The sequence below is a fragment of the Umezawaea sp. genome, assembly GCF_036375055.1.
In the GTDB taxonomy this organism is placed as follows: domain Bacteria; phylum Actinomycetota; class Actinomycetes; order Mycobacteriales; family Pseudonocardiaceae; genus Umezawaea.
In genome coordinates this window covers 12,427-34,815 of sequence record NZ_DASUSQ010000133.1, presented here as the reverse complement: position 1 = coordinate 34,815, position 22,389 = coordinate 12,427, and the positions used below count along the sequence as shown (strand labels likewise).

Genomic DNA, 22,389 nt, shown 5'->3' with positions numbered 1-22,389 from the left:
CCGGTTCCGTATCTATTGGCTGAGCCGGGTCTTCCGATCGAGTGACCGTCTTCACCCGTCCGGCGGATCAAGAAAACGAAAAGGACCCCGCCACCAGCGGGGTCCTTTGTCGATGTCTGGGAATCAGGCCTGGAGAACGGCCTCGATCTCCAGGGAGATGGCGATCTTGTCGCCGATGACCACGCCGCCGCCGTCGAGCGGCATGTGGATGTCGATGCCGAAGTCGTTGCGGGAGATCTCCGCGGTGGCGGAGAAGCCGACGCGGGTGCCGCCGTACGGGTCCGGGCCGAAGCCGTTCAGCTCCAGCTTGAGCGGGACGCTCTTCACGACGCCGTGCAGGTCGAGTTCACCGTCGAGGATGAAGTCGTCGCCGTCGGCGCGCAGGCCGGTGGAGCGGTAGGTCATGGTCGGGTACTTCTCGACCTCGAAGAAGTCCGCGGAGCGGATGTGGTTGTCGCGGTCCGCGTTGTTGGTGTCGATCGACGTCAGGTCGATCGTCGCGGTCACGGAGGAGTCGGCGGGGTTCTCCGCGGTGACCAGGGTGCCCTCGAACGTGCGGAAGCTGCCGCGGACCTTGCTGACCATCAGGTGCCGGACGCTGAACGAGACGGCCGAGTGGGTGGCGTCGATGGTCCAGGTGCCGGCGACGTAGCCGGGGATCTGGATGGCGGTGGTCATTGCGTTGTCCTCCGTGAGGGGGTCGTAGTGGCTCTGGTTGAACATTGAACTACAACGCTTGACGTTTAAAGTGATTCCCCGCTGTGTCATGGATCACTCTCCGAAATCGGGTGATCTATCGGAGACCCGGTTGGCTGATCGTCAAGCTCCACGCCGCTCGATACGGTGCGATCCATGACCGCACCCGAGCGCTCTAGGCTCGCGCGAGATCGACTGTCGCGCGAGTTACGCAGGCTGCGGACCGAGGCCCGGATGACCGGTACGGCCACGGCGCAGGCGACCGGTATGAGCCAGTCGAAGCTCTCGAAGATCGAGAACGGCATGTTGCTGCCGTCGGTGATCGACGTCGAACGCCTGGTGGCGGAGTTGTCCGCCACGAGGGAGACCCGATTAGAGCTCGTCGAACTGGCCCGCCAGCTCCACGCCGAAGCCGAGACCAGACGGGTGGTCCTGCACCGGGGGGCGCACCGCCACCAGCAGACGGTGGCCCGCATCGAGGCCCGCGCCACCACCAGCCGCTTCTTCCAGCTCGCGGGCGTTCCGTCCCTGCTCCAGAGCGAGAACTACCTCCGCGTGGTGCTGGCGGCCACGCCGGGCCGCGAGCAGGACTCCGCCGTGACGACGCTGAGAGCCCGACGCGCCCGGCTGGACGACCCGAACAAGAAGTTCATCTTCCTGCTGAGCGAGAGCGCGCTGCGGTGGCGCATGGGGTCCGCCGACCTGATGTGCGACCAGATCGACCACCTCTCCCAGACCATGCGCCGACCCAACGTCCAGCTGGGTGTTGTGCCGTGGTCCGCGGACGCGAACCTCGTTGCGCTGCACGGGTTCCAGGTCTACGACGAGCGGGTGGTGACGATCAGCGTGCTGACCGGGAACGCCACCATCACCGACCCGCACGACGTGCGCGAGTACGTGGCGCTGTTCACCAGGCTGGAGCGCCTGGCGGCCCGTGGCGATCAGCTCGAAGCGCTGCTCGCCCGAATCTCCAGGGACCACCGGCAGCTCGGCTGAGCTGGGCGGTTACTCTGCCGTGGACACATCGTCCCCGCCGGTAGGTGCAGTCCCAGCCTCATGCTGAACATCTTCGCCCGAGCTTCGGTCTCGCGCGTCACCGATCCCATCGGGGCGTGGCTGGTCCGACGCGGGCTCACACCGAACTCCGTCACCGTGCTGGGCACCATCGGCACGGTCGCCGCCACGCTCTGGTTCTTCCCACGCGGCCAGCTCTTCGTCGGCGCGCTCGCGGTCACCGCGTTCGTGCTGTTCGACCTGCTCGACGGGGCCATGGCCAGGGCGCAGGGCAGCGGCACGCCCTTCGGCGCCGTGCTGGACGCGAGCTGCGACCGCATCGCCGACGGCGCCCTGTTCGCGGCGCTGGCCTGGTACGCGTTCGGCGTCGGCAACCGGTGGCTGGCCGTCGCGGCGCTGGTCTCGCTGGTCGCCGCCCAGGTCGTGTCGTACGTGAAGGCGCGCGCCGAGGCGTCCGGGCTCAACGCGGACGGCGGCCTCGCCGAACGGGCGGAGCGGCTGATCGTCGTGCTGGTCGGCTCGGGCCTGTCCGGGCTCGGGGTGCCGTACATCCTGGACGTGGCGCTGTGGCTGTGCGCGGTGCTGACCGCCGCGACGGTCGTGCAGCGCCTGCTCGCGGCGCACCGCGCCGCCACGGAGGTCGTCGGATGAGCATCGGGGAGAGACTGGCCGTGCTCGGGTACTCGGCGGGCTGGAAGCTCGTCCGGGTGCTGCCCGAGCAGTGGGTGCGCCGCGCGTTCGACTTCGCGGCGGACCGGGCCGCCGCGCGCGGCGGGCCCGGGGTCCGGCAGCTGCGCGCGAACCTGTCCCGCGTCGTGCCGCAGGCGGGGGAGAAGGAGCTCGACGAGCTGGTCCGCCAGTCGCTGCGGTCCTACGCCCGCTACTGGCGCGAGGCGTTCCGGCTGCCGTCGATGGACCTCAAGGCCGTCTACGCCACGTGCGACTCGCTCGTCAGCGGCCAGGAGTACCTGGACGCCGCGCTGGAGCAGGGGTCGGGCGCGGTCATCGCGCTCCCGCACAGCGGCAACTGGGACATGGCTGGCGTCTGGCTGGTCGGCCACTCCGGCACGTTCGCCACGGTCGCCGAGCGCCTCAAGCCCGAATCGCTGTACCGGCGGTTCATCGACTTCCGCGAAACCCTCGGCTTCGAGGTGCTGCCGCTGACCGGCGGCGACCGCGCGCCCGCCAAGGTGCTGGCGGAACGGTTGCGCGAGAACAAGGTCGTCTGCCTGCTGGCCGACCGCGACCTCACCGCCACCGGAGTCCCGGTGACGTTCTTCGGCGAGCAGACGATGATGCCCGCCGGTCCGGCGCACCTGGCCGCGACGACCGGAGCGGCGCTGCTGCCGGTGGGCCTGTGGTTCACCGAGGACGGCTGGGTGTTCCGCATCCACCCGCCGATCCGGGTCGCGGGCACCGCGCAGGTCCCGGTGGCCACGCAGGCGCTCGCCGACGTCTTCGCCGCCGACATCGCCGCGCACCCCGCCGACTGGCACATGCTCCAGAAGCTCTGGCTGTCCGACCTGCCGGAGAGCAGGCAGCGCGCCCTCGCCCGCAGGCGGGGGTCGCCGTGAAGGTCGGCATCGTCTGCCCGTACTCCCTCGACGTCCCCGGAGGGGTGCAGGCGCACGTCGTCGACCTGGCCCGCGCGCTGATCGGCCTCGGCCACGAGGTGAACGTGCTGGCGCCCGCCGACGAGGACACGGCGCTGCCGGACTTCGTCACGTCCGCGGGCCGCGCCGTCGGCATCCCCTACAACGGTTCCGTGGCCCGGCTCTCCTTCGGCCCCGTGTCGTACTCGCGGGTCCGGCGGTGGATCACCGACAACGACTTCGACGTGCTGCACCTGCACGAGCCGACCGCGCCGAGCCTGTCGTTCCTCGCGCTGATGGTGGCGGACGGCCCGATCGTGGCCACGTTCCACACCTCCACGCCGCGCTCGAAGATCCTGGCCGCGTTCCAGGTCGTGCTCCAGCCGTTCGTGGAGAAGATCACCGCCCGGATCGCGGTGTCCGCGCTGGCCAGGCGGGTGCAGGTCGAGCACCTCGGGGGTGACGCGGTCGAGATCCCCAACGGCGTGGACGTCGGGTTCTTCGCCGACGCGGAGCCGCTGGAGGGCTACCCGCGCGAGGGCGGCACGATCGGGTTCGTCGGCCGCTTCACCGAGCCCCGCAAGGGGATGCAGGTGCTGCTGGAGGCGTTCCGCGTGCTCGCCGCCGAACTGCCGGACCTCCAGCTCCTGGTGGTCGGGCGGGGTGACGACGAGGAGCTGCTCAAGGACGCCGGACCCGAGCTGGCCCGGCGGATCGTGCTGCTCGGGCAGGTCGACGACGAGACCAAGGCGCGCGCGCTGCGCAGCGTCGACGTGTACTGCGCGCCGAACACCGGCGGCGAGAGCTTCGGCATCATCCTGACCGAGGCGATGTCCGCGGGCGCGGCGGTCGCCGCCAGCGACCTGGACGCGTTCCGGCGGGTGCTGGACGACGGCAAGGCCGGGGTGCTGACGCCGGTCGAGGACTCCGCGGCGCTGGCCGACGGGCTGCGGGACCTGCTCGCCGACGCGGGGCGTCGCGCCGACTTCGTCGAGGTCGCCCGGCAGCGGGTGATGACCTTCGACTGGTCCGTCGTCGCGAACCAGGTGCTGCGCGTGTACGAGAGCGCCATGGCCGCCGACCCGCGCCGCGTCGGGGAGGCCGAGGAGTGACCAGTTCGTGGTTCGTGACGACGCTGCTGGTCGTCCTCGCGCTGGTCGTCCTCATCGGACCCTGGGTGCTCGGCACGGCGAACCGGCTCGACCGGCTGCACGTGCGCACGGACGCCGCCTGGGCGGGCCTGGACGCGGCACTGGCCCGCCGCGCCGTCGTGACCAGGACCGTCGTCACGGCCGTGCTCGACGCGGACGAGGCGACGATGCTGCGCAACGTGGCCGACCGGGCGGAACGCGCGCCGCGCGCCGAGCGGGAGGCCGCGGAGAACGAGCTGAGCGGACTGCTCGCCGACCTGGACCGCGCCGCCCTGCCCCCCGTGCTGGCGGCGGAGCTGGCCGACGCCGAGCAGCGGGTCGTGCTGGCGCGGCGGGTGCACAACGACGCCGTGCGCGACACGCTGTCGCTGCGCGGGAGGCGGGCCGTCCGGTGGCTCAAGCTCGCGGGCACCGCGCCGCGGCCGGAGTACTTCGAGATCGCCGAACCACTCGAAGCCGCCGAGTCGACCGTCCTCACGCCCCGCACGTCGGCGCGCGTGCTGCTCGTGGACGGCTCGGGACGGGTGCTGCTGTTCGAGGGCAACGACCCGGCGAGGCCGCAGGAGTCGTTCTGGTTCACCGTCGGCGGCGGCGTCGATCCCGGTGAGGACCTGCGCGCGGCGGCCGTGCGCGAGGTCGCCGAGGAGACCGGCCTGAAGCTCGCCGAGGCCGACCTGGTCGGGCCGGTGTGGAAGCGGCACACCGTGTTCAGCTTCGACGGCCTGAGCTACGCGGCCGAGGAGTGGTTCTTCCTCGCGGACGCGGTGCCGGAGGGCTTCGAGGTCGACACCTCGGGCTGGGACGACGTCGAGCGGCTGACCATCCGGCGGCACCGCTGGTGGTCCTCGGACGAGCTGCGCGCGACCGAGGACGCCGTGTACCCGGTGCAGCTGGCCGACCTGCTGCCGGACGTGCTCGGCGGGGTGTGGGACGGGTCGCTGCGGACCGTGCGCTAGCCGTGCCGACCGGTGAGGTCCACCGGGTTGTTCGGGCTGCTCGTGGTCGGCCCCGGCGTTGGTCCCGCTGATCTGCTTCGACGCCGGGCCGTACCTCGTGGAGCCGCGCCGGGCACTCGGCTGAGTGCGCTGCGGCAAACGGGTGTCACCTGTATTGGGGACGCGTTTCTCCACTGGATCGGCTTTCCTGGTGGTCGGGGAATCACGCCGGGGGAGGCGTTGTGGGGGAAGTCGTGGGGCAGGACGAGCGTGTCCGCACGTTGCTGAGAGCGCTGGTGCGGAGGGTCCACGAGCTGGGGCCGCTGGAGGGCGGGGCACCGGTGCTGGACGTGCAGGAGTTGGGGGTGCGGTGCGTGTTGACGCCCGCCGACCGCGGGGACGGGGCCGTGTTGAGCCCGCGGGAGCGCGAGGTCGCGCGGATGGTCGGGCTGGGGTTCACCAACAAGATGATCGCGGCGGCGCTGGGGATCAGCCTCTACACGGTGTCGACGCACCTGCGGCGGATCTTCGCGAAGCTCGACGTGCCGACCAGGGCGGCGATGGTGGCGGTGCTGGCCGGGCAGCGGGTCGTGGACGGGTGACGCGGTCCGGGCCCTCCCGCGCCGTGGCGGGAGGGGCCGGACGCCGCCCCGCTACACGGCGGTGATGACCTCGCTGCCGTACGCGGCCAGGGTTTTGTCCTTCTCGTCGTGCATGAGGTAGAGGGCGAAGTTGGTCACGCCGATCTCCGCGAGCTCCTGGAGCCGGTCGACGTGGGCCTCCGCCGGGCCGGTCAGGCAGAACCGGTCGACGATCTCGTCCGGGACGAAGTCCGTCGACCGGTTGCCCGCCCTGCCGTGGTGGCTGTAGTCGTAGCCCTCGCGGCCCTTGATGTAGTCGGTCAACGCCTCGGGCACCACGCCCGAGTCGCCGTACCGCGCCACCAGGTCCGCGACGTGGTTGCCGACCATGCCGCCGAACCAGCGGAGCTGGTCCCGCTGGTGGGCCAGGTCCGTGCCGACGTAGGCGGGCGCCGCCACGCACATGGTGATGGCGTCGGGGTCGCGGCCCGCCGCCGTGGCGGCGTCGCGCACCGAGCCGATGGTCCACCTGGCGATGTCCGGGTCGGCGGTCTGGAGGATGAAGCCGTCCGCCTGCTCGCCCACCATCTTGAGCGCCTTCGGGCCGTAGGCGGCCATCCAGATCTCCAGCTTCCCGTCGCGCACCCACGGGATGCGGACCGGGGTGCCGTGGTGCTCGACCTCCCGGCCCTCCGCCAGCTCCTTGATGACCGTCATGGCCCTGCCGAGGGTGGCGAGGGTCGCGGGGGGCCTGCCGATGACCCTCCTCGCCGAGTCGCCCCTGCCGATGCCGCACACCGTGCGGTTGCCGAACATGTCGTTGAGGGTGGCGAACAGGGACGCGGTCACCGACCAGTCCCTGGTGCTCGGGTTGGTCACCATCGGCCCCACCACGAGGTTCGTGGTGTTCGCCAGGACCTGGGAGTAGATGACGAACGGCTCCTGCCAGAGCACGGCCGAGTCGAACGTCCAGCCGTAGCTGAAGCCGTTGTCCTCGGCGGATCTCATGCCCGCCACGACGTCGCTCGCGGGCGGGTCGGTTTGCAGTACGACACCGAAGTCCATGCCGCCACCCCTCCTAGATCAGGTACTGGTTGAGGTCGCGGCCGAGGAACTTGCCGTGGCCCGCGCCGCCGTGGAAGCCCGATCCGTCCACGACGACCGCGCCGCGCGACAGCACCGTGTCGACCCTGCCGGTCAGCTCCATGCCCTCGTAGGCGGAGTAGTCCACGTTCATGTGGTGCGTGGCCGCCGACAGCGTCTGCTCGGCCGACGGGTCGTACACGACGACGTCCGCGTCCGCCCCCGGCGCGATGACGCCCTTGCGGGGGTAGAGGCCGAACATCCTGGCGGGCGTGGTGGAGCTGATCTCGACCCAGCGTTCGAGGGACAGCTCGCCGCGCACGACGCCCTGGTGCAGCAGGTCCATGCGGTGCTCAACGCCCGGCATCCCGTTCGGGATCTTGGAGAAGTCGCCGCGCCCCAACTCCTTCTGGTCCTTGAAGCAGAACGGGCAGTGGTCGGTCGACACCAGCGACAGGTCGTTGGTGCGCAGCCCGCGCCACAGCTCGGTCTGGTGCTCCTTCGGGCGCAGCGGGGGAGAGGCCACGTACTTCGCGCCCTCGAAGTCCGGCTTCGCCAGGTCCTCCAGCGACAGGAACAGGTACTGGGGGCAGGTCTCGGCGAAGACGTTCTGGCCGGTGTCGCGAGCCTTCGTCACCGCGTCCAGCGCGTGCGACGCCGACAGGTGGACGATGTAGAGCGGGGAACCGGTCACCTTCGCCAGCGCGATGGCCCTCGACGTCGCCTCGCCCTCCAGCTCCGGCGGCCTGGTGAGGCCGTGCTGGACGGGGTCGGTCCGGCCGTTCGCGAGCGCTTGCGCGACGAGCTGGTCGATCGCGATGCCGTTCTCCGCGTGCATCATGACCGTGGCGCCGGTCTCGCGGGCCTTCTGCATGGCGCGCAGGATCTCGCCGTCCGTGGCGTAGAAGACGCCGGGGTAGGCCATGAACATCTTGAACGTGTTCACGCCCGCGTCGATGCAGGACTCCATCTCCTTCAACGACGAGTCGTTGACGTCGGAGACGATCATGTGGAACCCGTAGTCGACGGCGCAGTTGCCGTCGGCCTTGGCGTGCCACTTGTCCAGTGTGGACAGGAGGGAGGTCCCCTTGGCCTGCACGGCGAAGTCGATGATCGTCGTCGTGCCGCCCCACGCGGCGGCCACCGTCCCCGTCTCGAACGTGTCCGCGCTGGACGTGCCGCCGAACGGCATCTCCATGTGCGTGTGGCCGTCGATCCCGCCGGGGATCACGTACTTGCCGGTCGCGTCGATGACGGTGTCGGCCTGGACCTCGAAACCGGGAGCCACGAGGGCGGCGATCTTCTCGCCCCGCACCAGCACGTCTGCGGCGACCGCGCCCGTCGCGTTCACGACGGTGCCACCGCGGATCAGGGTGCTCACGGCCGCACCAGCGAGTCGTAGGTGTCGGGCCTGCGGTCGCGGTAGAACGCCCACAGGTCGCGGACCTCCGTCAGCAGGTCCATGTCCAGGTCGCGGACGACGATCTCCTCCTCGGTGTCGGACGCCGCCTCGCCGACGAGCTGGCCGCGCGGGTCGGCGAAGTACGTCTGGCCGTAGAAGTCGTTGTCGCCCAGCGGTTCCACGCCGACGCGGTTGATCGTGCCGACGAAGTACTCGTTCGCCACGGCCGCGGCGGGCTGCTCCAGCCGCCACAGGTACTCCGACAGGCCGCGGCTGGTCGCCGACGGGTTGAACACGATCTTCGCGCCCGCCAGGCCGAGCGCCCGCCAGCCCTCGGGGAAGTGGCGCTCGTAGCAGATGTAGACGCCGATCCGGCCGACCGCGGTGTCGAACACCGGGTAGCCGAGGTTGCCCGGCTTGAAGTAGAACTTCTCCCAGAACCCCTTGACCTGCGGGATGTGGTTCTTGCGGTGCTTGCCCAGGTACGTGCCGTCCGCGTCGATCACCGCGGCGGTGTTGTAGTAGACGCCGGGCTGCTCCTCCTCGTACATGGGCACCACGAGCACCACGCCGTGCTGCGCGGCGACCTCGCACATCAACCGGGTCGTCGGACCGTCGGGGATCTGCTCGGTGTAGGAGTAGTAGTCCGCGTCCTGCACCTGGCAGAAGTACGGGCCGTAGAACAGTTCCTGGAGGCAGACCACCTGCGCGCCCCGCGAGGCCGCCGTGGCGATGGCCGCGACCGCGTTCGCGATCATCGACTCCTTGTCGCCGGTCCACTTCGCCTGGATCAGGCCGGCTCGGACGATGTTCGTCACTTGATCACTCCCTCGTTGCTGCGGTCGGCCGCTGTCCGCGACAGCGCCAGGTAGGTGACGAGTCCGCCGACCAGGCCGACCACCCAGTTGTAGTCGTAGAGCGGCTTGAGGAACGGGATCAGCCCGTCGGCCGGGAACGGGCCGCCGTAGGCGCCGCCGACCGCGAGGACGCCGCCGACGGCGGTCGCGACGACCGCGCGGTAGTTCCAGCCCCCGGAGAACCAGTAGGCCCCCCTGCCGTCCATGTAGAGCGCGTCGAGTTCGATGCGGGTCCCGCCGAGCAGCCAGTACCCGGCGATGAACACGCCCGCCACCGACGCCAGCAGGCCGCCGTAGAAGCCCAGCCACGCGAAGATGTAGATGCTCGGGTCGGAGATCAGCCGCCACGGCTGGATCACCACGCCGATCACGCCGGTGATCAGCCCTCCGACCGCGAACGTGATGCGCTTCGGGAACGCGTTGGAGAAGTCGTAGGACGGGCTGACGACGTTCGCCGCGAGGTTCGCCGAGATCGTCGCGAGCACCAGCGCCACCAGCGCGACGACCACGACCAGCGGGTTGTCGAACCGGCTCGCGAGCGTCGCCGGGTCCCAGATGGCCTCGCCGTACAGGGCGATCGAGCCGGACGTCGTCAGGATCGCCACGATCGCGATGAACGACATCGTCGTCGGCAGGCCGAGCACCTGGCCGAGCGCCTGCTTCTTCTGGCTACCGCCGAAGCGGGTGAAGTCCGGCATGTTGAGCGACAGCGTCGACCAGAACGCGATCATGCCCATCAGCGACGGGAAGAACACCTTCCAGAAGTCCGCGCCCCAGCCCAGCTTGGACGGTTCGGACAGGATGGGGCCGAAGCCGCCCGCCTTCACGGCCACGTACGCCAGCAGGACCAGGAAGCCGACCGACACCAGCGGCGCCGTCCAGTTCTCGAACTTGCGGATCGCCTCCATGCCGCGCCAGATGATCAGCATCTGCACGACCCAGAAGCCCAGGAAGCACAGCCACAGCGTCCACTTCTGCCCCAGCACCTCCGGCGCGGCCAGCCACCAGCCGCCGACCAGCTTGCCCACGATCACGTGCAGCGCCAGGCCGCCGACCCACGTCTGGATGCCGAACCAGGCGCACGCGATGAACGCCCTCAGCAGCGCCACCAGGTTGGCCCCGCGCACCCCGTAGAACGCGCGGGCGAACACCGGGAACGGGATGCCGTACTTCGTGCCCGCGTGGCTGTTCAGCAGCATCGGGACCAGCACGATCAGGTTGCCGAGCGTGATGGTCATGAACGCCTGGACCCAGTCCATGCCCAGCGCGATCAGCGACGCCGCGAGCGTGTAGCTGGGGATGTTGTGCGCCATCCCCATCCACAGCGCGAAGAAGTTGTACGTCGTCCAGGTCCGCTGCTCCAGCGGCACCGGGGCCAGTTCGGGGTTGAAGTACCGGCTCTCCGAGATCCCGGAGAAGTCGCGCAGCTCGACTCGCCCATCCGGGTGGCTGATCTGCCTCGTCGATGTGATGTGGCTTGCTGAGGTGGGCTCTGAGGGCTCGACGGCCATCGGTCACATCCCTGTTACGCTGGTGAAACAGCGTGGTCGGTGTGCGCGTTCCATCCCGGAATCCTGGGATGGCGGGTGCGCCGGGGGCAGTGTCGAAGTGTCCACGTTTGCCATGATCAGTGAACACTCCGTCGGTTGCACGTCGACCCGGCCCCGGTGCTCGGGGCGCGGGCGGTCACCGGCTGAGCAGCTCCCGGACCACGTGCGCGTCGTACCGGTCGTCCACCTCCTCGAACGCGACCAGCGCTTGGCGGTACGCCTCGTCGGCCTCGGCGCGGCGGCCCAGTTCGCGGTGGACGGTGCCCAGGTCCCTGAGCGTGACGCCCGCCTGGAACCGGTCGTCGCGGTGCCGGTGGATCCGCAGGGCCGCGAGGAAGTGCTCGACGGCCGGGCCCGGCTCGCCCCTGGCGTGGTGGGCCTTGCCGAGGTCGTGCAGGGTGATCGCCTCGCTGCCCTCGTACCCGAGCCGCCGCTGGAGCTCCAGGGCCTCCCGGTAGTGGGCGATGGCCTCGTCCGGGTTCCCCAGCACCAGGTGGGTGGCGCCGAGGTTGGTGAGGGTGATGCCCAGGCCGTACCGGTCGCCGATCTCCTCCCTGATCCGCAGCGACCGCTCGCAGCAGGCGAGCGCCTCGTCCGGGCGGCCCATGAGCCGGTAGGTCGCGGACAGCGTGACCAGCGTGGAGCCGATGCCGATCCGGTCGCCCGCCTCCTCGTGCAGGCGGAGCGATTCCCGACCCAGTGCGACGGCCTCGTCGAACCGCCGCGCGTGCCGGTGCACCGTGCCGAGCCGCCTCAGCTCCTTCGCCAGCACCCCGCGGTCGCCCGACGCGCGGGCGGACTCGACGGCCAGGGTCTGCAACCGCAGCCACGGGGCCAGGCGCTTGCGGAGGGAGAAGTAGCGGTACATCGCGTTGGCGAAGGGGACCACGTTCCCGCCCCGCCGGTGCTCCTGGACCGCCATCGCCAGGACGGTCTCGTGGTTGAGGTCCATCCACGCGAGCGACGTCCGGTCGCAGAGGTGGTTCTGGATGTGCTCGGCGTGCTCGGCGGCGGTGCGCGGGTAGTACGCGGCCAGCCGCCCCAGCGCCGCCACGCCGTCGGGGTTGGGCACCCCCTCGTCCTCCAGGCAGCTGAGGGCGTAGAGCCGGACGAGGTCGTGGAACCGGTTGTCCCGCTCCAGCAGGTGCGCCGCCCGCAGGTCCGCGAGCAGCCTGCGGGCCCTGGTGGGCGGCACGTCCGCGAGCGCGGCCGTGCTCGCGACGTCGATGTCGCCGGGGTGCAGGGCGAGCAGGCGGAACAGCCGCCGCCGGTCGGGGGCGAGCGCGTCGTAGGACAGGCGGAAGGCCGCGCGCACGGCCCGGTCGTCGCCGTCGTCCAGCACGTCCAGGCGCGCCTCGCGCAGTTCCGCCGCCCAGTCGTTGTCCGGGTCGGACTCGATCAGCGCGGCCATGATCCGCAGCGCCAGCGGCAGCCGCCCGCACCGCTCGGCGATCTCCTCGTCGTCGACCAGCTCGACCGCCTCGGCCAGGCTCAGCACGCCCAGTTCGAGCTGGTCGGCAGAGAGGCTGGTGAGGGTGTTGCGGCTGGAGACCACCACCCGGTGGCCGTCGACCAGGAGCGGCCGGACCTGGGCCGTGGACGACGCGTTGTCCAACAGCAGGAGCGTGCGGTCGCGGCGGGCCATCTCGGTGCGGAACAGGGCCGCCCGCTCCGCCTCGCCCGGCGGGCTCTCGACGCCGAGCATCCACAGCAGCGAGGAGAGCGCCTCCGACGGGGCCACGTGGTGCTCGGGGTCGTAGCCGTGCAGGTCGAGGTAGAGCTTCCCGCCGGGGAAGCGGGTCAGGTGGCCGTACCGCAGCAGCAGCTCGGTCTTGCCGACGCCGCCGAGGCCGTGGACCAGGGTCAGGCCGGTGCCCGCGGCGAGCTCCTCCAGGTCCGGTAATCGGCCCGCGAAGGCGCCGGAGACCGGGGGCAGCCCGTTGAGGGCGGTCGGCCGGTCCGGGGCCTGGTGCAGGACCACCGTGCCGACCCTCTCGGCCTGCACGACCTGGCCGTTGACCTCACCGGTGACCTTGTTGCCCATCGGACAGTTCTACCCGCGGCCGGGTTCGGCGCACCAGGGTTCCCGCGCGGGGAACCGGGCCCCGGCGGGCATCACCCCATCGTGTGGATGTAGATCGACGTCGTTCGTGCCGATGTCTGAGAAGACCACTTCAGGTCCCCTCAAGGTTAGGAACACTGTGTTTCGTACCCGCCCGCGTGGTTCCCTCCGTGCCGCCGCCCTGCTCGCCGTCGGCGCCTCGCCGCTGCTCGCAGGAGTGGCCGCAGCCGCCCCCGCGCCGTCGCTCGACGGTCTGGGGGGCGCGATCGGACAGGGACCCGAGCTGACCAGCGCCGTCACGGACCAGGCAGGCAAGATCGCGAGCGGCAGGTCCGTCGGGCTGCCCGCGCCCACCGACGTGCGGAACTCCACCGTGCTCCAGCAGCCCGCTCCCCAGGCCCCGGACCCCTCGCACGCGCTGCCCGCTCCCCAGAGCCCGGCCGTGCTCGGCGGGTCCGAGGCGCGCGCCCTCCCGGCGGCCTCCTCCCTGCCGCTCGCGGACCAGGTCCAGCTCAACCAGCTCCCGCTGAACCAGCTCCCGAGCACCGACACGCTCCCGAGCACCGATGAACTGCCCGTCCAGCTCCCGCAGCTCGGCAACCTCCCGGTGTCGCTGCCCGGTCTGGGCTAGACCTCGCACCCCCGCAAGCCCATGGCGCAGTGGCACCTGCGTCATGGGCTTGTCGCGTGTGGACGGTCGGCGTTCCGTTGTGGCGGCGGGGTATTCCCCCTCACCCGGCACATCCGCGGATCCTCCCGAATTCCCGGCGGGCGCGTCCCCCGCGTTGCTACCGTTGCGGGACGGGGAGAACCGAGGGGGAACTCATGCCAGTACGCCGGATCACCACCGTGCTCGTCGTCGCGTCCGCCGCGGTGCTCGGCCTGTCCGGGGTCGCCTCCGCCAGCGGGGAGGTCGTGGTTCCGGGCGCACGGCTGACGTTCGACACGCCGACCCACGTCTTCACCCTGTACGACACCGCCGACGACGGCCACGCCGTCTACGCGCGGTGGCAGGTGCAGGGCAGCTCGCCGGTCGTCGGGTACAACCGCGGCGGGCCGGGCTCGGTCGCGCGCTGGTACCTCGACACCCCGACCGGACTGCGCATCACCTACCAGGTGTGCGTGGACACCGAGTTCCAGGACGTCTGCTCGCCGACGCGCGTGGACCGCACCTGACGGACCGGTTCGGCCCGAGCCCCCGACTCGGGCCGAACCGTCACGACCCCAGGTCGTGCACGAGCAGCGCCACGTGCAGCGACAGGATCGACTCCGGGTCCTCCAGGGAGACACCGAGCACCTGTTCGATGCGGGCCAGCTGCTGGTAGTACGCCGTGCGGGACAGGTGCGCCGCCGCCGCGGCGGCCGACTTGTTGCCGCCGTGCTCGCACAGGCGGCGCAGCAGCTCCACCAGCCGGCTGCCCTGGTTGGTGTCGCGGGCCAGGAGCGGCCCCAGTTCGCGGTCGGCGAAGGCGCGGAGCCGCTCGTCCTCGCGCAGCAGGTGCAGCAGCCCGTGCAGGCGCACGTCGTCCAGCCGGTGGTAGAGCCGGGTGCCGGGTGACCGCAGCGCGGCGCCCGCGATGTGCACGGCCTCGCCGAGGCTGCGGCGCACGTCGGCCACGACGGTGACGGTCGTGCCCGCCGCCACGACCACCGGCAGCCCGTGCTGGGTCGTGGCGGCCACCCGGTGCACCTCCTTGGCCAGCCGTCGCAGCACGCCGTCCAGACCCGCCTGAGGTGGCAGGGACAGCAGCGCCCGGACGCTGGTGTCGTCCACGACGCCGACGAGCGCGGGTACGGTCACGCGCCGGGCCGCCAGCGCGGTGGCCTCGGCGAGGTCGCGCAGGACCTCTTGCGTGGCAAGGGTTTGCGCGGGCGCCGGGGACGTGCCGGGGCGGATCGCGACGCCGACGAGCTGCCTGCGCTCCAGGGGCACGCCCAGCGCGGCGGCCCTGGCCGACAGGTCCGCGGGCGGCAGCGCCTCGCCGAGCAGCTGGGCCAGCAGCGTGCGGTGCGTCTGGCGTTCCAGCGACTCGCGGTCGCGGGCCACCAGGCGGTGCACGGCGAGCGCGGACGCGGCGCGCTCGGCGACGACCACGTGCCGGTGCGGCGGCGGCTCGGGGGAGACCAGCACGAGCCTGCCCCAGTCGGCCCCGCGCGCGCCCACGACGGTGACGAGCCAGCCCGCGTCCCGGTGGTAGGCGGTGCGCTCGGTCACCGTGACCGACCGGGACCGCTGGCCCCAGTCGGCGAGCAGCGCCGTCGGGTCCGCGCCCGCCGCGTCGTAGGCCAGCACCTCGTGGCCGAGCGTCTCCAGCACGACCGGCAGCCCGGCGGTGCGGGCCACCTCGCGCAGCACCTCGGCGGGTTCGGCGCCCGCCACCGTCAGCGCGGTGAACGTCTCGTGCACCTGTTCGGCGGCCCGCAGCTCGGCGAGCTGGGCGTCCACGATCAGCGCAACGACGGCCTCGGTGACGGTCACGAACCGGGTCTCGTTGGCGAGCGTGACCAGGGGCAGCCCGTGCTTCTCGGCCGCGGCGACGAGGGAGCGGGGGATCTCCTCGCTCCACCGCCGCACCAGCTCCACGACGAGCCCCGCGGCGCCCACGGCGGCCAGGTCGTCGACGTAGCGGGTGAGGCCCGCGTCGTCGGCCGGGAGCAGCAGCCCGGTCGTCAGCACGAGTTCGCCGCCGCGCAGCAGGTGGGCTATGTCCGCGACCTCGGCGACGTGCGCCCAGCGCACCCTGCCCTGCATCCCGGAGGCACCCGCGACCACCGTCGGACCGCCGCGGCGGACCACCGGCAGGGCGAGCGCTTCGGCGACCGTCGGGTACATGGACACAACGTAATGCGGTCACCGCGAAAGCGGTACACGTTGTGCATGGCGGGCGGTCGCCCGCGCCACCAGACTCCTGAGCAGGACCTACCTCACGGAGGACGCTGATGGCTGCCCAAGAACAGGGGAAGCACCGGGAGCTGCTGGCCCGGCACCGAGCGGTCATGCCCAACTGGATGGCCCTGTACTACGACGAGCCGATCGAGATCGCGAGCGCGAGCGGCAGGCGGGTGACCGACCGCGAGGGTCGCACGTACCTCGACTTCTTCGCGGGCATCCTGACCAACGCCGTCGGCTACGACGTCCCCGAGATCAGCGACGCCGTGCGCGCCCAGCTCGCGACCGGCGTGTTCCACACCTCGACGCTCTACCTGATCGAGAAGCAGGTGGAGCTGGCCGAGAAGATCGCCGAGCTGTCGGGCATCCCGGACGCCAAGGTGTTCTTCACCAACTCGGGCACCGAGGCCAACGAGACGGCGCTCATGCTCGCCACCCAGTACCGCCGCAGCGACCAGGTCATCGCGCTGCGCAACTCCTACCACGGGCGCGCGTTCGCGACCGTCGCGATCACCGGCAACCGCGGCTGGTCGGCCAGCTCGCTGAGCCCGGTCAAGGTGAGCTGGGTGCACGGCGGCTACCGCTACCGCAGCCCGTTCCGGCACCTGTCCGACGCCGACTACGTCAAGGCCTGCGTGGACGACCTGCGCGAGGTCATCGAGGTGACCACGTCCGGTGACGTGGCCTGCATGATCGTCGAGCCGATCCAGGGCGTCGGCGGGTTCACCCTGCCGCCGGACGGGCTGTTCGCCGCGTTCCAGGAGGTGCTGGACGAGTACGGCGTCCTGCTGGTCTCCGACGAGGTGCAGACCGGCTGGGGCCGGACCGGCGAGCACTTCTGGGGCATCCAGGCGCACGGCGTGGTGCCGGACGCGATGACGTTCGCGAAGGGCCTCGGCAACGGGCTCGCGATCGGCGGTGTCGTGGCGCGCGGCGACCTGATGGACTGCCTCGGCGCGAACTCGCTGTCCACGTTCGGCGGCAACCCCGTGTCCACGGCGGGAGCCCTGGCGACGCTGGACTACGTGCTGGAGCACGACCTCCAGGCCAACGCCGCGAAGCTCGGCGCCCGGCTGTTCGAGGGCCTGCGGGCCATCGCGGCGGAGAACCCGGTCATCGGCGACGTGCGCGGCAAGGGGCTGATGATCGGCGTCGAACTGGTGGACGCGGACGGCGCGCCCGCTCCGAAGGCGGCCGTCGCGGTGCTCGAAGGGGCGCGCGAGCGCGGTCTCCTGATCGGCAAGGGCGGCCTGTACGGCAACGTGATCCGGCTCGCGCCGCCGATGACGCTGACCGACGACGAGGTCGAGGAGGCCCTCGTGGCGCTGCGCGGGGCGATCGAGGGGGCGTCGGCGTGAGGATCACGCACCGGATCGGCGGCAAGCCGTGGACCGGCACCGCCGAGCGCTCCGGCGACGTCTACGACCCGGCCACCGGCCGCGTCGCCGCCAGGGTCGACTTCGCCAGCGCGGCCGACGTGGACGAGGCCGTGGCGGCGGCGAAGGCGGCGTTCACCGGGTGGCGCGGCGCGTCCCTCGCTCAGCGCGCGTCGGTCGTGTTCGCGTTCCGCGAGCTGTTCAACGCCCGCAAGGCCGACCTGACCGCGATCGTGACCGCCGAGCACGGCAAGGTGCTCTCCGACGCCGCGGGGGAGGTCCAGCGGGCTCTGGAGGCCGTCGAGTTCGCCTGCGGAATCCCGAGCCTGCTCAAGGGCGGCTTCAGCGAGAACGCCTCCACCAAGGTCGACGTCTACTCGATCCTCCAGCCGCTCGGCGTGGTCGGGGTGATCTCGCCGTTCAACTTCCCGGCGATGGTGCCGCTCTGGTTCGTGCCGAACGCCATCGCCTGCGGCAACACCGTGGTGCTCAAGCCGAGCGAGAAGGACCCGTCCGCGGCGAACTTCATCGCGGAGCTGTTCGCCGAGGCGGGTCTGCCCGACGGCGTGCTGAACGTCGTGCACGGCGACAAGGTCGCGGTGGACCGGATCCTGGAGCACCGGGACGTGAAGGCGGTGTCGTTCGTCGGCTCCACGCCGATCGCCCGGTACGTCTACGAGACCGGCACCGCCCACGGCAAGCGCGTGCAGGCGTTGGGAGGGGCCAAGAACCACATGGTGGTGCTGCCCGACGCCGACCTCGACCTCGCGGCGGACGCGGCGGTGTCGGCGGGCTTCGGCTCGGCGGGCGAGCGCTGCATGGCGATCTCCGTCGTCGTCGCGGTCGACCCGGTCGCCGACGAGCTGGTGGACAAGATCCGCGACCGGATCGCGGACCTGCGCGTCGGCGACGGCCGCCGCCAGGGCTGCGAGATGGGGCCGCTGGTCACGGGCGCGCACCGGGACAAGGTGGTGTCCTACGTGGACACCGGCGTGGCCGAGGGCGCGTCGCTCGTGGTCGACGGGCGCGGTCACCCGATCGACGGCGACGAGGGCGGGTTCTGGCTGGGACCCACGCTGTTCGACCACGTCCGCACGGACATGGGCGTGTACACCGACGAGATCTTCGGCCCGGTGCTGTCCGTGCTGCGCGTGCCGACCTACGACGACGCGGTGGAGGTCGTCAACGACAACCCCTACGGCAACGGCGCCGCGATCTTCACCAACGACGGCGGCGCGGCGCGGCGGTTCCAGAACGAGGTCGAGGTCGGCATGGTCGGCGTGAACGTGCCGATCCCGGTCCCGGTCGCGTACTACTCGTTCGGGGGCTGGAAGGACTCGCTGTTCGGCGACTCCCACGCCTACGGGCCGGAGGGCGTGCACTTCTTCACCCGCACGAAGGTGGTCACCAGCCGGTGGCTCGACCCGTCGCACGGCGGCGTCAACCTGGGGTTCCCGCGGAACACCTGACCGGGAGCGGTCGTGGGAACCACGTCCCACGACCATTTCCCGCGCTCTGCTTCCATTTCTTATGAATGTGTTCCGAAATTGTCGGATGGGGTCGCGAAATGTTCGCGGCCCCATTTTTCTGTGACCGGGTGGAATACCCGTCCGTTGTTCCGGGGAAGTTGGAGTCGCGTCGAACGACCGCGTACTCTCGATCCGGACGCGCGCATCCGGCGCCGGGGTACTGGTGCGTGACGGAAATCGTGCTAGGAGAACCCTGAAGTGGCCATCACGCCTCAAGGCGACCCACCCGATCTGGTGTTGACCGGGAACATCGACGCGGCGGACCTGGAAGCGCTGCGCTCGACCCTCCTCGACGGCGGAGCGGGTTCGCCCCGCGGCGAGGTCAGGGTCGACCTGCGCCAGGTCCCCTTCCTGCCGCTCGCGACCGTGCGCACGCTGGTCAGAACGGCGGGGGAGCTGGCGGAGGACGGGCGCAGCCTCGTGCTCAACCTCGCGCCCCACCACGAATGGGCCATCGGCGCGGTCGGCTGGGCGAACGCCCCCGGCCTGGTCATGGCGAACGGAGAAGTGCCGCGGTGAACCACGAGAACTTCCGGCACGACGCGTCCGTGTACTCGGACGACGACGAGTTCCTGGCCATGGCGGTGCCCTTCGTCTCCGAAGGGGTCGAGCTGGGCGAGCCGGTCCTCGTCACCACCACCCCCGCCAACATCACCCTGCTGCGCGGCGCCCTCGGCAAGGCCGCGGACTCGTTCGACCACGCCGAGACGGCCTACTTCGGGCGCAGGCCGCCCGAGCGCGCGACGGAGTTCTTCCGCTACTGGCAGCGCAAGGGCGCGTCGGGCGTCGGGCGCAACGTGCGGGTGCTGGCCGAACCGCTGTGGGCAGGCCGCACCGAGAGCGACGTGCGCGCGTGGCGGCGCATGGAGTCCGGTCTCAACGTCGTCCTCTCGTGCACGAACGTGTGGATGATCTGCCCGTACGACACCAGGGTGGTGGACGCCGAGGGCGTCGCGCACGCGCTGAAGACCCACCCCGCGGACGTGCGCGGCACCGAGTCGGTCCCGTCGCCCGACTACGTCGACCCGGTCGAGTACGCGCACGCGTGCGACTCCGTGCCGCTCCCCGAACGCCCGCCCGACGCCGCCGTGCTGCCGCTGCGGGGCGACCTGAACGGGTTGCGGCGCTTCGTCGTCGGCCGCGCGGTGGAGCTGGGCCTCGACGAGGACCGGGCCGCGATGCTGACCGTCGCGGTCGGGGAGACGCTCGCGTTCCTGCGCGACGACGGCCACGTCGCCGTGTGGTCGTGCGACGGCGCGGTCGTGTGCGAGCTCAGCGGTGCGGGCGCGGCGAGCCTCGACCCGTTCGCGGGCTTCCGGCCGCCCGAGGTGTGCGCGCCCGCGGAGCTCGGCGAGGGGCTGTGGATCACCCGGCAGATCTGCGAGGCCGTGGACGTGCGCGTCGACCACGGGGTCACGGTCTTCCGGCTGCGCATGGCGGGCCCGCGCTCGGCCGAGGTCGTCCGGTGGTGACGGTCCCGTCCCCCGGCCCCGCGTCGCCGTGCGGGACGGGGGGCCGGGACCGGCCGGGCCTCAGCCGGGCAGCGGGTCGTAGCGGACGAAGCGGCGGGTGAACGTCGCCGTGCCCGAGGTGAGCGACCGCAGCTCGATCGCGTACCGCAGCAGCGCCGAACTCGGCACCTCCGCGCGGATCGTGGTGTGCGCCGTCGAGTCCGTCTCCGTGCCGAGCACCCGGCCGCGCCTGCCGGACAGGTCGCCCAGCACCGTGCCCAGGTAGTCGTCCGGCAGGCGGATCGTCACCTCGTCCACGGGCTCCAGCAGCGACAGCCCGCTGTTCGCCGCCGCGTCCTTCAGCGCCAGCGACCCCGCCGTCTGGAACGCGGCGTCCGACGAGTCGACCGAGTGCGCCTTGCCGTCGACCACCGTGACCCGGACGTCGACGACCGGGTGGCCGTCGCGCAGCCCGCGCGCCAGCTGGGCCTTCACGCCCTTCTCGATGCTGGGGATGAACTGGTGCGGCACCGCGCCGCCGACGACCTTGTCCACGAACTCGAACCCGCCGCCGCGGGGGAGCGGCTCCACCACGACGTCGCACACCGCGTACTGGCCGTGCCCGCCGGATTGCTTCACGTGCCGCCCGTGGCCCTTGGCCGCGCCGGAGAACGTCTCGCGCAGCGCCACCCGCACCGGCTCGGTGTCCACCTCCGCGCCGCCCGCGCGCAGCCGCGCCAGCACCACGTCGGCGTGCGCCTCGCCCATGCACCACAGCACCATCTGATGGGTCTCGGCGTTGCGCTCCAGCCGCAGCGTCGGATCGCCCGCGACGAGCCGGTTCAGGTTGCGCGCCAGGTTGTCCTCGTCGCTGCGGCTGCGCGGCACGACCGCGACCGGCAGCAGCGGTTCCGGCATCAGCCACGGCGACACCAGCAGCGGTTCGCCGGGCGCGGACACGGTGTCGCCGGTCTCCGCCGAGCCCAGCTTCGTCAGCGCGCACACGTCGCCCGCCACGCAGTACGGCACCTCGCGCAGCGTCGAGCCCAGCGGCGAGTAGACGTGCGCGACCCGCTCGTCCACGTCGTGGTCCTCGTGGCCGCGGTCGGCCATCCCGTGCCCGGACACGTGCACCGCGTTCTCCGGCCGCAGCGTCCCGGAGAACACCCGGACCACGGACACGCGGCCCACGTAGGAGTCCACGGCGGTGCGCACGACCTCGGCCACCAGCGGCCCGTTCGGGTCGGCCGCCAGGCGGGGCCCCGGGATCCCGTCCAGGCCGGTCACCTCGGGCAGCGGGTGCTCCAGCGGGGAGGGGAACGCGCGGGCGATGCCGTCGAGCAGCTCGACCAGACCGGTCCCGGTCGCCGCGCACACCGGCAGCACCGGGTGGAACGAGCCGCGCGCCACCGCCGTCTCCAGGTCCGCGACCAGCGTCGCCTGGTCGATCTCCTCGCCCTCCAGGTAGCGCTCCATGAGCGACTCGTCCTCGCTCTCGGCGATGATCGCCTCGATCAGCTCGGCGCGCTCGGCCTCGAAGCCCTCGGTGTCCCCGGTGATCAGGCCGACCAGACCGTCCCCCCTGGGCAGGTACATCGGCACCACGCCGGCGCCGAAGGCCTCCTGGCACGCCGCGATGGCGGTGGCGACGTCGGCCCGGTGGTGGTCGGTGCGGGTGATCACGACCGCGCGCGGCATCCCGACGGCGGCGCACTCCGCCCACAGCGAGGTGGTGGAGGCGTCCACGCCCTCGAACGCGTTGACCACGAACAGGGCGGCGTCGGCGGCCCGCAGGCCCGCGCGCAGTTCCCCGACGAAGTCGGCGTAACCGGGGGTGTCGATGAGGTTGATCTTGACATCGCGGTGCCGCAGCGGCGCGACGGCGAGGCCCACCGACCGCTGCTGCCGCACGGCCGCGGGGTCGTGGTCGCACACCGTGTTGCCCTCGACGACCGACCCGGCCCGCGTGAGCACGCCGCTCGCCGCGAGCAGTGCCTCGGTCAGGGTGGTCTTGCCCGCTCCCGACGGGCCGACCAGCACGACGTTGCGGACCTTGGCCGGGTCGTCCACAGCGACCGAGCCTGCCGAGTGGCCGTTGTCGTTGTTCTTCGCTCCCATGGAATTGCCCTCCACAACTCGCAGACGCCTTCGATTGCAAGTGTTTAGTGTTCGATCTCACACCCGGACGGGTGGAGGGGACAAGTCGTGGAGTCGATTCCC

General features: G+C 71.6%; 20 protein-coding genes. 12 read left to right on the top strand and 8 right to left on the bottom strand.

Translation table 11 applies throughout. The features are described 5' to 3' along the window. Positions 1-123: 123 nt before the first annotated feature. Positions 124-678, bottom strand: a complete 555-nt coding sequence (locus VFZ92_RS33295) for a YceI family protein (RefSeq protein WP_330880316.1) — start codon at positions 676-678, stop codon at positions 124-126. Positions 679-852: 174 nt separating this feature from the next. On the opposite strand from VFZ92_RS33295, the gene VFZ92_RS33290 reads away from it, so the two are divergent. From VFZ92_RS33290 to VFZ92_RS33265, 6 genes are all read left to right on the top strand, one after another. After that, positions 853-1,692 carry a helix-turn-helix transcriptional regulator gene (locus tag VFZ92_RS33290; RefSeq protein WP_330880314.1) on the top strand — a complete coding sequence of 280 codons (840 nt, stop codon included), beginning with the start codon at positions 853-855 and terminating at the stop codon, positions 1,690-1,692. Between the two features lie 60 nt (positions 1,693-1,752). Beyond that, complete coding sequence (gene pgsA, locus VFZ92_RS33285; RefSeq protein ID WP_330880312.1) at positions 1,753-2,361, top strand: phosphatidylinositol phosphate synthase; 609 nt, start codon at positions 1,753-1,755, stop codon at positions 2,359-2,361. Further along, positions 2,358-3,284: a phosphatidylinositol mannoside acyltransferase gene (locus tag VFZ92_RS33280; protein WP_330880310.1), complete on the top strand. Its 927-nt coding sequence runs from the start codon at positions 2,358-2,360 to the stop codon at positions 3,282-3,284. The genes pgsA and VFZ92_RS33280 overlap by 4 nt, the downstream gene beginning before the upstream one ends. Then, positions 3,281-4,414: a glycosyltransferase family 4 protein gene (locus tag VFZ92_RS33275; protein ID WP_330880308.1), complete on the top strand. Its 1,134-nt coding sequence runs from the start codon at positions 3,281-3,283 to the stop codon at positions 4,412-4,414. The genes VFZ92_RS33280 and VFZ92_RS33275 overlap by 4 nt, the downstream gene beginning before the upstream one ends. After that, positions 4,411-5,409 (top strand): NUDIX hydrolase, encoded by a 999-nt coding sequence (locus VFZ92_RS33270; protein ID WP_330880307.1) that lies wholly within the window; start codon positions 4,411-4,413, stop codon positions 5,407-5,409. Before VFZ92_RS33275 ends, VFZ92_RS33270 begins: the two co-directional genes overlap by 4 nt. Positions 5,410-5,630: 221 nt before the next feature. Next, entirely contained in the window at positions 5,631-5,990 is a 360-nt protein-coding gene (locus VFZ92_RS33265; RefSeq protein WP_330880305.1) for a helix-turn-helix transcriptional regulator, read from the top strand. A gap of 51 nt (positions 5,991-6,041) precedes the next feature. Here the strand turns inward: VFZ92_RS33265 and VFZ92_RS33260 are convergent, their stop codons facing one another. The 5 genes from VFZ92_RS33260 to VFZ92_RS33240 form a co-directional block, all read right to left on the bottom strand. Then, complete coding sequence (locus tag VFZ92_RS33260; RefSeq protein WP_330880303.1) at positions 6,042-7,034, bottom strand: TIGR03842 family LLM class F420-dependent oxidoreductase; 993 nt, start codon at positions 7,032-7,034, stop codon at positions 6,042-6,044. 13 nt (positions 7,035-7,047) lie between these two features. After that, complete coding sequence (gene hydA, locus VFZ92_RS33255) at positions 7,048-8,433, bottom strand: dihydropyrimidinase (protein WP_330880301.1); 1,386 nt, start codon at positions 8,431-8,433, stop codon at positions 7,048-7,050. Next, a complete protein-coding gene (locus tag VFZ92_RS33250) occupies positions 8,430-9,272 on the bottom strand; it encodes a nitrilase-related carbon-nitrogen hydrolase (RefSeq protein WP_330880298.1) in 843 nt (280 codons plus the stop codon). Before VFZ92_RS33250 ends, hydA begins: the two co-directional genes overlap by 4 nt. Further along, on the bottom strand, positions 9,269-10,822 hold the full coding sequence (locus tag VFZ92_RS33245; RefSeq protein ID WP_330880296.1) for an NCS1 family nucleobase:cation symporter-1: 1,554 nt from the start codon (positions 10,820-10,822) through the stop codon (positions 9,269-9,271). Before VFZ92_RS33245 ends, VFZ92_RS33250 begins: the two co-directional genes overlap by 4 nt. Positions 10,823-10,997: 175 nt before the next feature. Further along, complete coding sequence (locus VFZ92_RS33240) at positions 10,998-12,905, bottom strand: tetratricopeptide repeat protein (RefSeq protein ID WP_330880294.1); 1,908 nt, start codon at positions 12,903-12,905, stop codon at positions 10,998-11,000. 157 nt (positions 12,906-13,062) lie between these two features. On the opposite strand from VFZ92_RS33240, the gene VFZ92_RS33235 reads away from it, so the two are divergent. Together VFZ92_RS33235 and VFZ92_RS33230 are read left to right on the top strand one after the other, a co-directional pair. Beyond that, positions 13,063-13,554: a hypothetical protein gene (locus VFZ92_RS33235; protein ID WP_330880292.1), complete on the top strand. Its 492-nt coding sequence runs from the start codon at positions 13,063-13,065 to the stop codon at positions 13,552-13,554. 194 nt (positions 13,555-13,748) lie between these two features. Continuing rightward, entirely contained in the window at positions 13,749-14,099 is a 351-nt protein-coding gene (locus tag VFZ92_RS33230; RefSeq protein WP_330880290.1) for a hypothetical protein, read from the top strand. Positions 14,100-14,139: 40 nt separating this feature from the next. Here VFZ92_RS33230 and VFZ92_RS33225 read toward each other — a convergent pair whose 3' ends face one another. Then, a complete protein-coding gene (locus VFZ92_RS33225; protein WP_330880288.1) occupies positions 14,140-15,756 on the bottom strand; it encodes a PucR family transcriptional regulator in 1,617 nt (538 codons plus the stop codon). Positions 15,757-15,863: 107 nt separating this feature from the next. On the opposite strand from VFZ92_RS33225, the gene VFZ92_RS33220 reads away from it, so the two are divergent. The 4 genes from VFZ92_RS33220 to VFZ92_RS33205 all read left to right on the top strand — a co-directional run bounded on the left by VFZ92_RS33220 (position 15,864) and on the right by VFZ92_RS33205 (position 20,190). Beyond that, on the top strand, positions 15,864-17,171 hold the full coding sequence (locus VFZ92_RS33220; RefSeq protein ID WP_330880286.1) for an aspartate aminotransferase family protein: 1,308 nt from the start codon (positions 15,864-15,866) through the stop codon (positions 17,169-17,171). Further along, the gene (locus VFZ92_RS33215) at positions 17,168-18,658 is read left to right on the top strand and encodes a CoA-acylating methylmalonate-semialdehyde dehydrogenase (protein ID WP_330880284.1); all 1,491 of its coding nucleotides are present in this window, start codon (positions 17,168-17,170) and stop codon (positions 18,656-18,658) included. The genes VFZ92_RS33220 and VFZ92_RS33215 overlap by 4 nt, the downstream gene beginning before the upstream one ends. Positions 18,659-18,955: 297 nt before the next feature. After that, positions 18,956-19,237, top strand: a complete 282-nt coding sequence (locus tag VFZ92_RS33210; protein WP_330880282.1) for an STAS domain-containing protein — start codon at positions 18,956-18,958, stop codon at positions 19,235-19,237. Next, positions 19,234-20,190, top strand: a complete 957-nt coding sequence (locus VFZ92_RS33205) for an MEDS domain-containing protein (RefSeq protein ID WP_330880280.1) — start codon at positions 19,234-19,236, stop codon at positions 20,188-20,190. The genes VFZ92_RS33210 and VFZ92_RS33205 overlap by 4 nt, the downstream gene beginning before the upstream one ends. Positions 20,191-20,250: 60 nt before the next feature. Here VFZ92_RS33205 and VFZ92_RS33200 read toward each other — a convergent pair whose 3' ends face one another. Next, a complete protein-coding gene (locus VFZ92_RS33200) occupies positions 20,251-22,287 on the bottom strand; it encodes an elongation factor G-like protein EF-G2 (RefSeq protein WP_330880278.1) in 2,037 nt (678 codons plus the stop codon). Positions 22,288-22,389 lie beyond the last annotated feature (102 nt).